Source organism: Thalassotalea mangrovi (assembly GCF_005116735.1).
GTDB classification, from domain to species: domain Bacteria; phylum Pseudomonadota; class Gammaproteobacteria; order Enterobacterales; family Alteromonadaceae; genus Thalassotalea_A; species Thalassotalea_A mangrovi.
In genome coordinates, this window is the sequence record NZ_SWDB01000001.1 from 1 (window position 1) to 14,008 (window position 14,008).

8 protein-coding genes are annotated in these 14,008 nt (G+C 45.9%); 5 read left to right on the top strand and 3 right to left on the bottom strand.

All coding sequences use genetic code 11. From position 1 onward, the window contains the following. Nucleotides 1–339: 339 nt before the first annotated feature. The 3 genes from E8M12_RS00005 to E8M12_RS00015 form a co-directional block, all read right to left on the bottom strand. Complete coding sequence (locus tag E8M12_RS00005) at nt 340–1,242, bottom strand: mechanosensitive ion channel family protein (protein ID WP_136734015.1); 903 nt, start codon at nt 1,240–1,242, stop codon at nt 340–342. 4 nt (nt 1,243–1,246) lie between these two features. After that, entirely contained in the window at nt 1,247–3,745 is a 2,499-nt protein-coding gene (locus E8M12_RS00010; protein ID WP_136734016.1) for an AAA family ATPase, read from the bottom strand. A 167-nt stretch (nt 3,746–3,912) separates the two neighbouring features. After that, on the bottom strand, nt 3,913–4,887 hold the full coding sequence (locus E8M12_RS00015; protein ID WP_136734017.1) for a class 1 fructose-bisphosphatase: 975 nt from the start codon (nt 4,885–4,887) through the stop codon (nt 3,913–3,915). 178 nt (nt 4,888–5,065) lie between these two features. Between E8M12_RS00015 and E8M12_RS00020 the strand changes: the two genes are divergently transcribed. The 5 genes from E8M12_RS00020 to E8M12_RS00040 all read left to right on the top strand — a co-directional run bounded on the left by E8M12_RS00020 (nt 5,066) and on the right by E8M12_RS00040 (nt 13,761). Continuing rightward, the gene (locus tag E8M12_RS00020; RefSeq protein WP_136734018.1) at nt 5,066–7,477 is read left to right on the top strand and encodes a zinc-dependent metalloprotease; all 2,412 of its coding nucleotides are present in this window, start codon (nt 5,066–5,068) and stop codon (nt 7,475–7,477) included. Between the two features lie 21 nt (nt 7,478–7,498). Continuing rightward, nucleotides 7,499–8,863: a UDP-N-acetylmuramate:L-alanyl-gamma-D-glutamyl-meso-diaminopimelate ligase gene (mpl, locus tag E8M12_RS00025; RefSeq protein WP_136734019.1), complete on the top strand. Its 1,365-nt coding sequence runs from the start codon at nt 7,499–7,501 to the stop codon at nt 8,861–8,863. A 75-nt stretch (nt 8,864–8,938) separates the two neighbouring features. Further along, nucleotides 8,939–9,493 (top strand): flavin prenyltransferase UbiX, encoded by a 555-nt coding sequence (locus E8M12_RS00030; RefSeq protein ID WP_246033967.1) that lies wholly within the window; start codon nt 8,939–8,941, stop codon nt 9,491–9,493. A gap of 108 nt (nt 9,494–9,601) precedes the next feature. After that, on the top strand, nt 9,602–13,132 hold the full coding sequence (locus tag E8M12_RS00035) for an ATP-binding protein (protein ID WP_136734021.1): 3,531 nt from the start codon (nt 9,602–9,604) through the stop codon (nt 13,130–13,132). Further along, nucleotides 13,129–13,761, top strand: a complete 633-nt coding sequence (locus E8M12_RS00040) for a response regulator transcription factor (protein ID WP_136734022.1) — start codon at nt 13,129–13,131, stop codon at nt 13,759–13,761. The genes E8M12_RS00035 and E8M12_RS00040 overlap by 4 nt, the downstream gene beginning before the upstream one ends. The last annotated feature ends 247 nt before the right edge of the window (nt 13,762–14,008 follow it).

The window sequence follows — 14,008 nt, forward strand, 5'->3', positions numbered from 1 at the left end:
CGGGCTTTTTGCGTTTGCGGGAGACTACGTCGGTGAGGAAAGAAAGGTATTTCTTTCGGTGAGGACGTTGTCGCTGAAGACTCCGTCGTAAAAGAAAAAATTCAATTAATTCTGTTTTTTACTCAATGTAGCCAATCATTGTTTACTGAGAACACCTTTAACCGTCATATCCTGCAACGACAGGATATCTCAGTAAAGCCAATAGCGAACCATATGTTTCGACGCAGTCCTCGCCGACATGGTCGTCACAGAAAATTGCTCCTGCATTTTCTGCATACCGACCATCCATGGTCATAACCGACAACGTCCTCAGCGACGCAGTCCTCACCCTTTATCCAGTTATGACACCCGCAACCGCTCATTGCTTATCTGCAGACTCGGCAGTTTAATGCCGTGCAGTTCAAACTGTTCTTTAACTCTCAGGGTTATATCGGTTTGCAGGTTTTTTTCGTAACGAGTGTCGAGTACATAGAGTTTCAGGGTTAACTGATAAGCAATAAAGTTTTCCATGATCACTTGCGAGATATTAACGACGATGGGTTTGTTTAAATAAATGAACTTACTCAACGCGGCATTTTCGCGAATGATCTTTTCTGCTTTAACCAAGTCTTGATGAGGATCGACAAAGAACTCGATCTGAATCTGCATATCCAGTTCGCCATAATTACCGGATGCTGTAATGTCGCTGAGAAATACATTATTGGGGATGGTGACTACGTCATCATTAAGTGTCTGTAGTTTTACCGAACGTAATCCGATATTGATAACATCGCCGTACTCGCCGCCAAATCTAACCCTGTCACCAACCTGGAATGGTCTGTCGAACATAATTGTGATACCGGCAACAATCGAAGCGGCCAGGTCTTTCATTGCAAAGCCAATGGCAACAGCAAGTGTACCGCCCATGATTGCCAGTAGTTCTTTACTAATATCAAAACTGAGTAATATTGCTGTTGCGAATGTTGCGAAGTAGATAATGAACTGAACAAACAATAGAATTTTTTGAAACAGTAGTCTTCGTTCAGCAAAAACGTCAGTAAGTTCGGTTACGATTTTTTTTATAACATTCAGAAAAATCCAGACGACGATGATTAAAATAAATGAAAAGAATAAACCTGCCGGCCTTATTACATCCGCAAGGGTGGTAATAACCTGTAGTTCCTGAGACGATTCCTGAGCATACCCTGGTGCAGCCATAAGTAGAGTTAAAAACACGATAAGAGATATCAGGGGGCGCATCATAGCTTCACCGAATCAGTAAGTTTTGACGGGAAAGATAACGGGATACAGAGCGATACCAGAGCCAGCTAATCGAGTAATGGTCGTTAACAAAATCAACCATGCCTTGGGCCTGGCACCTGGCCAAAGCACTTTTTACCGCAAAATTTCGATAGCAGAGGTTTCCTTTAATATCGCTTAAGGATATGTCGTCAAACTGACATATCACCCGTAATAATAACAGCGTCGTTATTTCATAACGCTCCATCATGGTGGTATCCGGGTAATCAGGTAATTTCACCACAACTTTGTCACCATCGAGGGCGAGGGAATCGGCAAGTAAGCGACAGCTAATCGCCGGATTACCATCAGCATAACCCCAGATAATTCTGTACACACCAGATTTAATACGCTGTTCCGGTGTTTCGTCGTCTTTATCGAGAAGTTGACGAGGAATAACAAGTCGGGAAAAATCCGGGGCGAGCTGGTGACGGGCGCAGCGATGCTCTAGCAGCGCCTCGATTTGCGATTGCGTCCAGGCACCGAGCTTTATCGAGGTGGTATTATGCTCTGGGGCCAGGCCCAGTGCTTTCACCAGTGGCCAGGAGCTACTGTTAAATGTCATTACGCACAGGCACTTGCCGGATAACTCATTTACCCAGGAACATAGTCGCCGTAACTGTTTTTGACCATTAGCCTGTGGTGATAGCAGCAAATGACAATTATCAATCAAAATGAGCTGTATATTTCTTTCAATGATGGCATTTCCAATGTGCGACATCATTGAATGGTTAATTTTAATGTTAAGTTGCTGAGCCAAATCAAAGAGAAGGTTTTTGAAGCTGGGTTTGCAATCAAGTCGCAAGTGATTGGTTGTCAGCTCGGATAATGAATCGAGCAGAAACGTTTTGCCGATACCTCGCTCGCCAACAATGGAAACATGACTTAAATCACTACGTTCCAGCATCTGCTTAATGCGTTGAATGTGATCGGCATGGACACTGTCAACGCCTTGTTGATCACCGGCTATAATCTGTTCCTTCAATTGCTGGTCAATCTCCGGTAACCGGTTATATTCCTCAATGACTTCTTTGTTGTCGGCGATGAATTTTTTTCGGTATATCTCAGTGGTAAAACGTCGTCCAGTTTCTGCCTTTGAAATCAATTGCAGAAACATATGTACAATGCCCATGTATATGGAATAGAGGACACAGACATTGGCACTGATAAAGCCTTTAATCCCGGATTGTTGTTTATGGATTCGCTGAATCCACTCAGGAGCATCTCGTTCCTGAGCAACAAATTGAAACGCATCTTCGCGCCACTTTCTGATCAGGTAATAATATACGGGGATAAAAAGCACGAAAAAAAGTCGCGAGAGCCAGGCAAATATAGTGACTTCGCCGATATACAGGCTCAATAGCGAGTCTATCATCATGAATAGACCAAACCACCAGATCAATAGTTTAATCGAACGCGATTGAGCTGGACTAATTCCTTTAAGCAGACCCTGCTGGCCACGTTCGATCATTTTCTCTAACAGCCTGAAAGTAAAAATCGTAATACACACCCAGAATGCCACGGTAGAAATCGTGGCTTTGGTAATCGGGATTTGCAGGATATCCAGAGAAGCGAGAAGAATATTGATAAAAATCAGCCACTCCAGTGGAGTACGGGTTTTATCGATATACCAGATGAAGCGCGCGTATTTACTGCGTCCACTGGTGACTGGCTTGGCACTGAGAATTCTGCGGCGCCATGCAGGAAACCCTTCCTTTGCCCAGGAGCGCCAAAGATAAAAAACAAGGATAAGCAACAACAGCTTTATCATTGTGATAATAAGATCCAGGGGCGCCAGTTCAAATCGCCTTGGTATTTCAACAAATCTGTCGTATGTTGCTTTAGCAATAATAAGTAACTCGAGTTGGATATAACTGAGTTCTAATCTTGCTTCTTTGATGCCATCAAGCCTAGTGCCGGTATGTAAGGCAACGAATTCAGGAGGTGCTTCGTTAAATACTTTTTCACGCAGGTAAAACAGGTTTTTCACTTCAATAGCCTGTTTAAATAAATGCTGAAAATACTCATCATTGTTAATCTGGGCAAACAGGCTCAGATCGGTTTTATCCGAGAGTAAATCACGTTTAAAGCGAGCCACTTTGGATTCGATTACAGGCCTTAAGCGAAAATAAAACTCTTTGTAATCATTAGGGCTTCTGGTAAGGCTGTCGACTCTTATTTTAAGTTCAGCAAACTCCTGTTCAAATTTTTCTAACTCACCCTTAGGATTGCTTTCAACGTCTGCAACACTATCAAGTTCAGGAAGGATGCTATCGGGTTTTTCAACTTGCTCTTCGTTCTCCTCGACCGGCGTTTCTTCAGGGGGCTCTTGTTGCTGTTGTAATAGTTTTGAGAACCTAGTTAATGGTTCAGAATTGGCACTGCTACATGGGGAGGCAACGACGGATAAAAATAACGCCAGGCTACAGGCTATGAATATCTTTTTTCTGTTTATTTGGCCTTGCACGTCAAACACCTTAACCAGTTGACATTATTTGAGTTAAATAGTCTGTTATAGCAATGGGTTGAGAAACTATTAGTATGGTTCAGGCTGGAGTTTTTGCGAGTAGGAATAGCATTTAGCAGACGAAAAAAAACCGGCAAAAGCCGGTTTTGAAAAGGGAAAATTCGCTGCTAATTGCCAGAGTAATAGCTCAGGCACTGCTCGACTTCATCACTGGAACCAAGGATCACTTCAACCCGTTGATGAATGTCTTCAGGTTCGATGTCCATAATCCGTCCCTGACTGGTTACGCTCAGGCCACCGGCCTGTTCAATCAGGAAGCTCATAGGATTTGCTTCATACATTAATCGTAATTTGGCGGGTTTAGCCGGATCTTTATTATCAACCGGGTAACTGAAAAAACCACCTCGGGTCAGAATTCGGTGTACATCGCCAACCATAGCGCCGTTCCAACGCATATTAAAATTACGGCCACGTGGCCCTTCCTTGCCGCGCAACAAATCATCAATGTAGGCAGCCATCGGCGCCTGCCAAAAGCGGTGGTTTGACATGTTAATGGCAAACTCACTGGTTTCTTTGGGAACCTGGATATTACGCTCAGTTAGCATGTAACTGCCATGAGTTTTATCCAACGTGTAAAAATGCGTGCCTTGTCCTGTGGTCATTGCCAGGGTGGTACTTGGACCGTATAACACATAGCCGGCACAAACCTGCTTATGGCCAGGTTGTTTAAATAAATCCGGATCACTGGCATCCATCCCTTCCGGGGCTTCCATGATCGAAAATATCGTGCCAATCAATGAATTGATTTCGATGTTGGAACTACCATCGAGAGGATCAAACGAAACGATATATTTACCGTTAATGTTACCAGCGACAGAAGTATCTTCTTCTTCAGAGGAAATGGCTTTAACAAAACCGGACTCTAACAGGATGTCTTTGAGTAACTGGTTGGCGACTACGTCCAGTTGTTTCTGAACTTCCCCCTGAATGTTCTCATCCAGTGTGGAGCCCATGACTTCACTCAAATGACCCTGACCGACACGAAAAGAAATTTCCTTGGTGGCCGCTAATATCGTTTTGATTAGTGAAATTAAGTCTAGAGGGACGTTGTCTTGGCGAAGTGCCGGAGCGAGACGTTGCATAACTTTTGCCTGATTGTTTTTAGTTTTGAGTTTCTAAGAATATTAATTGTACAAAAGTTCGCTGCTAATCACTATGCGAAATTACCGCAATCCCAAAGAAGGCATGAAATTATTAAGTTCACTGTGAGTCAGTAATTAGGTTATATTGGTGGCCAGATAATAACGATAAAGGGCCATCATGCGCATTTATAAAATCCTTATATTTCTGTTGGTTGCATTAACTCCGCAGGTCAACGCTGTGACATTGGCAGAATTTGCCAAAGACAAACAACGTGTTGACGGTTTCATCCCTTTCTATCTTGATGAAAACTCCGGCAAGGTTTATTTACAAATTGACCAATTTGAGCAACCGTTTTTGTTTCAAACCAGCCTGCCACATGGTGTTGGTTCTAATGATATTGGTCTTGATCGTGGCCAGTTGGGCGAGACACGACTGGTACAGTTTGAAAAACACGGTAATAAAGTTTTTCTCAGGCAATTAAATACCGATTATCGTGCTGATAGCAGCAATGCGATGGAGCGCCAGGCGGTATCTGAAGCGTTTGCAACCTCAATCCTGCAGGGATTCTCAATCGCCAGTTCCGATAACCAAACCGTCGTCATCGACTACACCGATTTTTTACTCTCCGATGTTCACAACCTCGGCGACACGCTTAAACAACGTAAACAAGGCAGCTTTAGTGTCGATAAAAGCCGCAGTGCGGTTTTTAAAAAACGTAGCAAAGCCTTTGTTGATAATACTGAGCTTGAGGCCATTGTAACCTTTACCGGTCAGGGTACCGGCGACTACTTGCAATCCGTTAGTCCAAATGCCGATGTGGTGTCGGTAAACCTGCACCACTCGTTGATTCGACTGCCCGATAATGATTATCAAACACGAACGTTCCATCCATTTTCAGGAATGTGGTCAGTCGAATATTCCGATTACGCCAGCGCTATTGAGAACAATATTGTTAAACGCCTGATCCCACGTCACCGCCTGGTGAAGAAAAATCCCCAGGCTGAGCGCAGTGAACCGGTGGAGCCTATTGTCTATTATCTCGATCCAGGCGTGCCTGAACCGGTTAAAAGCGCCTTGATAGAAGGCGCGATGTGGTGGGACCAGGCGTTTGAAGAACTTGGTTTTATCAATGCGTTCCAGGTAAAAATCTTACCTGAGGATGCGGATCCCATGGACGTTCGCTACAACGTTATTCAATGGGTGCATCGTGCCACCCGTGGCTGGTCTTATGGGGCATCGGTGATCGACCCTCGTACCGGTGAAATTTTAAAAGGCCATGTTACTCTCGGCTCGCTTCGGGTTCGTCAGGATTATCTGATAGCGCTTGGCCTTACTTCACCATTCAATGGTGAGCAAGATAGCGATACCTCAGCGATGAAGGAAATGGCATTGGCACGAATTCGCCAGCTGTCTGCCCATGAAGTGGGGCACACGCTAGGCATCGCGCATAATTTTTCTGCCAGTGTTAACAATCGTGCCTCAGTGATGGACTATCCGCATCCCTATGTGACCATCGATGACAATGGCAATATCGATTTGTCCCAAGCGTATGGTGTGGGTCTTGGTGAATGGGATAAACATGTCATTGCTTATGCCTATGGTATTTACGCGAACGAGTCGGAGTCGCTGGCAAACGTTATCCAAAGCGCAAAAGACAAGGGACTGAAATATATGTCCGATCCGGATGCAAGGCCTCGCTCTGGTGCAGATGCTCATGGGCATTTATGGGATAACGGTAGTGATCCGGTGAAAGAGCTGGCTCGTGTCACTAAGGTTCGGCGAAAAGCCTTGGAAAGCTTTGGTATTAACAGTATTCCTGCCGGGACGCCATTCTCAGAACTGGAAAATACCTTAGTGCCAATTTATAACTTCCATCGCTATCAGGTGGAAGCGGCGGTGAAGCTTATCGCCGGTCTTGATTATCAGTATGCGGTTAAAGGTGAAGATAGATCGCCGGTAAAATTAATTGCTGCCAATAAGCAACAACAGGCGATCAATGCCCTGTTGCTGACTTTAGAACCTAAGTTCCTGACCTTGCCGGAATCGGTTCTGACGTTAATCCCGCCGAAGGCCTATGGCTATTATCGCACCCGCGAAAGTTTTCCTGCCAAAGCGGGGCTGGCCTTTGATCCGGTATCTGCTGCGCAGGCGAGTGCTAATCATACCATCAGCTTATTATTAGATTCGCAACGCCTGGCGCGGTTACAACAGCATCACGCACGCGATAACACGATTCCGTCGGTAGCTCAGTTACTGAGTCAGGTAACGACGAAAACGATCAAAGCCGGTGCGGCATCAGGAATGCAATTCCTGATACAACAGCGAGTTAGCCAGCAAACCCTGGATAATATGTTAAGCCTGTATCATCAGGCTGAGTTGGTCGCAGAAGTACGGGCCGATTTGCACCAGCATCTGGTGGCGTTGCAGGAATGGCTGACGATTAATGCCAACCGAGCCGCCAACGACCGACTTGCTGGCCAGTATCACTTGCTTGCTGGTCAGATCGCGTATAGTCTGCAGCAAGGAAAGGTGATCACCCCGGAAGCGAAGGTGAAATTACCGCCGGGATCACCGATCGGAAGTTACTAACTCTAATTAGATGTCGCGTTAATGAGCAAACATATTCATATTTTAGGCGTGTGCGGTACCTTTATGGGAGGTATCGCCGCCATCGCTAAAGAGCTGGGGTTTAGGGTATCGGGCTCTGATGCCAATGTGTACCCGCCAATGAGCACCCAGTTACAGGAACTGGGAATTGAACTGAAATCCGGGTATCTGCCTGAGCATTTATCGGATGAGCCAGATTTGGTCATTGTTGGCAATGCCATGTCCCGGGGTAACCCCATGGTTGAATATGTTCTCGAGCGTAATATTCCCTACACCTCAGGTCCACAATGGTTGTTGGATAATGTGCTGAATCAGCGCTGGGTATTGGCGGTATCCGGAACCCATGGCAAAACCACAACCAGTAGTATGTTGGCCTGGATACTGGAATACGCCAAACTGACCCCAGGCTTTCTGATTGGCGGTGTGCCGCAAAATTTTCAGACTTCGGCACGATTAGGCAATGCACCGTTTTTTGTCATTGAGGCGGATGAATATGACACCGCATTTTTTGATAAGCGCTCCAAGTTTGTCCACTATCGGCCGCACACCTTATTGATCAATAATCTGGAATTCGACCATGCGGATATCTTTGATTCGATCAAGGATATTCAGCGCCAGTTCCATCACTTAATTCGCATGGTACCCGGCAACGGCCTGATTCTGGCACCGGATAATGAAACCTATATTACCGAGACGCTTAATCAGGGGCTTTGGACCAGGACCGAATTCAGTCGTAGCCCTCAAGGTTGGCAGGCCAATAAAATTAATGTTGATGGCAGTGCCTTCGAAGTCATTTTTGATGGTGAAAAACAAGGCGAAGTGCACTGGTCATTAATGGGCGATTTCAATATTGATAATGCCTTGATGGCGATTGGCGCGGCGCGTCATGCGGGGGTTCCGGTAGCCGTATCCTGTGAAGCACTGGCAAGTTTTGTCAATACCAAACGGCGCCAGGAATTACTGGGTACGCCAAATGACATCCACGTATATGATGACTTCGCTCATCATCCGACGGCAATCAGCAATACCTTAACTGCGCTGCGCAGTCATATTGGTAATAAACGCCTTATTGCCGTACTTGAACCGCGATCTAATACCATGAAAGCCGGTATTCACAAAGATACGCTGGCACAGGCATTCACTGAAGCAGACCGGGTGTTTATTTTTAAAGACTCATCGTTTGCATGGTCTGTTGATGATGTTTGTGAACAGATAACAAAACCTGCCAGTGCCCATTCTGATATTGACGAATTACTGCGAGCGGTTAGTGATTACGCTGAAAGTGGCGATCATATCGTGGTGATGAGCAATGGCGGCTTTTCCGGCTTTCATACTAAGCTTTTAAAAACCCTGGAACAATTAACCTAAAAGGAATCTCGCTTGGCTGAATTTAAAGGCAAGATCACGTTAGCTATAACCGGTGCGTCCGGCAGTGCTTATGCCATGCGGTTATTAGAGTGCTTATTGTATGCCGAATATCAGGTATACGTTCTGGTGTCTTCCGCTGCCCGGGTAGTATTTGATACCGAAATCGGTGTTAAGCTGCCAGCAAATCCGGAAAAAGCCAGTGACTACCTGGTAAACCACTTTGCCTGCGCTGACGGGCAAATTCAGGTATTTGGAAAAGACCAGTGGTTTTCCCCGGTCGCCTCCGGCTCCGCTGCTCCCAAACAAATGATTGTATGTCCCTGCAGCACAGGCACGCTTGCGGCAATTAGCCAGGGGATGAGTGATAACCTAATCGAGCGTGCAGCTGATGTGGTTATCAAAGAGCGGGGGCAGTTAATCCTGGTGCCGCGGGAAACGCCATTTTCGACCATTCATCTTGCTAACATGCATACCTTGTCGCAAATGGGGGTAACCATTATGCCGGCGGCTCCCGGTTTTTACCATAACCCGAAATCCATCGAAGATTTGATCGATTTTATGGTTGGCAGAATGCTTGATCATTTAGGGATTGAGCAAACCATCATGCCGCGTTGGGGCTACAATTCTTAGCCTCGTTTGCTGTTTTCATTGAAATTGTCACTGGTTCAACCATTTTACCTGCCGTTTGTGTTAGTCTGGCGTAAATTTCATCAATGATGTCTGCCTAGTACTTGCCGTATGGGAGCGTTTTTTCATAAATTTACGATGATGCTGAGCTGTATCACCATATTCTATGGTGGACTCGGCTCCGTCGTCTCTGCAGAATCGTCGGTCACCCCCCTTATTATCAAGGCTGAGCAACAACATCACATTACCGCTACCTCCCTGACCGTACAAAATGGCTTATCGTCAAATTCCGTTCAGGACCTTGAGTTTGATCGGTTTCATCGCCTCTGGGTTGCAACCCAGGATGGCGTCAACCTGGTCGATGCCAATAACGTTGTGGTCTTTACTGCCGGGCAGGCCGAAAAAACACTCAAAAGTGGTTATATCAATGAATTGGCAGCGGATTACCATGACGGATTGTGGGTGGTGACTAATAAAAGTCTCGAGCGCATTAATATCGTCGATATGACGGTGACCGATATCACGCCACAGTTAGGCGAATGGACGTCGTTAAAAAACCTGCTTCGCTGGGACCGGGAGCATATGGCGTTCTTGCTAGATGGCAAAATTTTCCTGTTACATACGCAAACGTTGCATATCCGCCAATACCCAAAACGTATCGGTGCGGTGAAAAATATCATTCGCAGTGGCGATCGGATACTTGCATATCTGGATCACGGTTTTTCCTGGATTGACCCGAAAACCTTTGTTCAAACCCCTCACTTTGCCGCGCCTCCTGAGTCAGAAACGGTAATTAACTTTACTGTCGATAGCCAGCAATCCCTGTGGTTGGTGACCTTGTCCTCGCGGGTATATCAGTGTAATAACAAAGGTTGCCAGGTGATCAGCTTTATCGATGACAACCAGCGATCGGTGACGATTGGCAAAGTGATAAGTAACGAAACTGAACTCTATGCATTGAGCACCAATGGCTTGTTTGTTATCGATCAAAGCCGGGCCACCGTAAGGTTAATCAAATCCGATAACCGTAGTGACTTATTTCAGAAACGTCCCTTTCATCACCAGTTGTTGTTTAGTGAAAATAATGACCTCCTGGTGGGGACCATGGGCGGGGTGTTCTACCTGTCGGCAAACTATAACAGCATATCGAGTTACCCGGATCTTGACGCCCTGTTTGAACAAGAAATGCTTGGGGTCGCCAAGGTAAAAAGCGGTGGCCAGGAAGTATTGGTAATTGCAGGCGCTGAGCAGCTTCTCTATTTTTCTGAACACAATGGCCAGTTGCAGCTGCTAAAACGCCTTGCCTATCCAGAAAATTTCGAACCGGTATATTTTATCAGCACAAAAAATGGTGTTTTCCTCAATTCATACCGTTCAGGCACATTACAGGTTACCTACAACGGCTGGCAAAAACTAACCGATAGCATTCCCGGGTTAGCAGGAAACCCGCAGATGTTAATGGATATCCGGGACCTGGCAAATGGTCATCGATTGTTATTGTTCCCAGAGGAGCTGTTGTTACTCAAGCCAATCGATGACCAATACAAGCTCGTCTGGCAAGAAGCGTTGCCAACCGATCTGGCTTTTAATGTGTTGGTACACCAACAGCAACTGTTTATCGCGACCTTCGATGATGGCTTGCTGATAACCCCTTTTTCTGCAACCAAGCCACCGCAAACCTGGCAAACGATGGCTGAAGATATCATGTTATCGGGCCTGAAGGAGGTTGACGGCCGCCTCATGCTGTTAACCATCGGCAATGGCCTGTGGCAGCTGCAACGAACTCAAGGACAGTGGCAGCATGAACCGATTTCTGGCAATGCCCGGTTATTAAACCGAGTCGCAATGTGCCTGGCCCCATACGTTGATGAGCAATGGCTGCTATCAACCCAACGAGGGGTAAGCATTTTAGGTTCGCAGTTTAACTTTCAACAAAACCTGACCATATTCGATGGCCTGAGTCATCGTGAAAGTATCCATTTTGGTTGTACTCAGATAAATAAGCACACCGTCAACCTCGGCTTTCGCGGAGTCACGATTTTTCACCAGCCTATAGCGAGTAAGCAATCACCACAACTGCAATGGGTGGCCACCTATCAGGACGGAAATTCGTTTGCTATGGACGCCAGTGAAAATGAGTTTGTGCTACCCAGGCAACTCAGTTTTCATACCGCCATTAGTTTTTTACCGGTCCCAGCGCGTGCGACGATCGAATACCGGTTGGCTGAGAATGAGGGCAGCTGGATAGCTCAGGATGACACCACAGTCCGTTTGTCGTCGCTATCACCAGGCAACTATCAACTCCAGGTCAGAGCCAGGTTGTTTGATGGTACCCTAACCGATACCTTAACCTATCCGTTTATTATCAGCCCTCCTGTCTGGCAACAACCAATGGCGTTATTTGTGTATGCATTACTGTTAATTGTTCTCGTGTTATGGATTTTCAGGCAAATTGTCAGTTCTAAACTGGAGCGTTTAGCATTATTGGAACAGCAACGCACCTTACAGGAAAATTACACTAAGGAACTACAATCAGAGATAACACAACGGACCCGGGAACTGGAACAAAAACAGCAGGATAGCATTCAGGAACAGCAGGAAAAAGCCCGCTTTATTACCGGCGCCAGCCACGATCTTCGTAACCTGGTCAGTCTGTTGAAGTTAAAAGTTACAGGCGCTAAACCATCGGCAGACTCTGTGCAGCCGGCTGAGACTAAATTGGCCGATATTGTTGAAAATCTTGATCACCTGACTGATGATATCGTCCAGCTGTCAAAGCTCGATGTTGGAGTTATCAAGCCGGTGTTTAAAACCTGTGATGTGAATCAGCTGATCGACGCATCACTAGAACTGTTCGTTGCGGCCAGCGCCAGAAAAAACATCGAACTGGAAAAAGCAAATGCAGATATTGAGCATGTGCTAACGGATATTCATTTGTTGTCGAGAATGTTGAATAACCTAATCGATAATGCCATAAAAAATACTCCCACAGGTGGTAAAGTAAGCATTGCAGTGACACGTTGCGATGGTAACTGCATGATTAGTATTCGTGATACCGGGCCAGGGCTGCCAGAACCGGTTCGCCAACAATGGCCCCGGGCATTTTTACGCGGCACCGATGCCTATACTGGCAGCGGGTTAGGATTGTCGATCGTCGCCAAAATCGCCGAACTGCTCAATATTAGCGTCAGCTATCACCAGGCAAGAGGGCAGGGCGCTACATTTACCATGACTGTTCCTCGTGCTGTTGATTTGCGCCGTGAAAGCCTGTCATTGAAATCGCATCATGTGACTGTTGCCATCATCGAAGATGACCCGCAACAACTGCAATGGCTTAGTGAGACCCTTGCCGCTAAGGGCTATCATCCAGAGCCATTTAGTTCGGCACAAGCATTTTTCGACGGTGGCAGGCAAGACTACCAGGTAATCATTTCCGATGTCGATCTCGGTGACGGTAAAGATGGCATTGATTATCTGGCCGATTATCAGCGTCAATTAGTAAGTAAGGGGTCGATAATTTATATTTCCGGCGATCTAAAGTCACGGAATCGAACCCTGGATTTGGACAAGGTTTATTTTCTGGCCAAACCGATAAAATTAAAAAAACTGGAAAGACTGTTGCTCAGAGGTATCGAAAAATGACCAGTGCACATATTGTAATTGCCGATGACCATCCGTTGTTTATTTTCGCCATGCAGGAAAAAATAAAACGAATCTGGCCAGAGGTAATTTTTGCAAGTGCCAGTAATTATCAACAACTGTTTCGTATTCTTGAACAACAGGAAGCGTCTCTGGATCTTCTAATCCTCGATCTGGCTATGCCGGGTTGTGAAGGCATGCAGGGGGTAGATTACATTACCGAGCACTATGCATCGCTGCCGGTCATTGTGGTTAGCGGCCACGATGATTTTGCCAGCAGGCAACATTGCCTGGCGCAGGGAGTTGTGGATTTTATCTCAAAAACCGAAGCGGATTCGGTGCTACTCAAGCTGATATCCCAGTCCGTTTTTGCAGATATGAAAAATATTAACAGCATCAATCAGGACGCCCCTGAAACCGACCTGTTTCCCTCTTTAACAGCCAGTCAGCAAAAGGTTCTGGTGTTGATGGCAGATGGCCTGAGTAATAAAGCGATCGCCAGGAAACTGGATGTATCGGAGAAAACGGTCCGGGTCCATGCATCAGCAATCTTTAAGCAACTGGGTGTCGAAAATCGCACTCAGGCGGCCATTAAGTATAAGCAGTTCGGAACATTACACGCCGATTCCTAAAGCCTCCGTTATACCAATGACACTAAGTTTGTACACAACTCAAAGTTAGGTCAGAGGTTCAGTTACAACATAGATTTCATTGATATAGTCATTCTATATTAATGAAATGGTTTTATTATCCATTCACTCTCTAGCGTTCTCTATTTCCGACACTGATTCCTTCAAGCTTTACCTGTCTTGCTTCTCACCACTTATTGCGTCTGGTTGTGGCAACGCGACAACGGCAATCTTTACAAGTCGTATTATT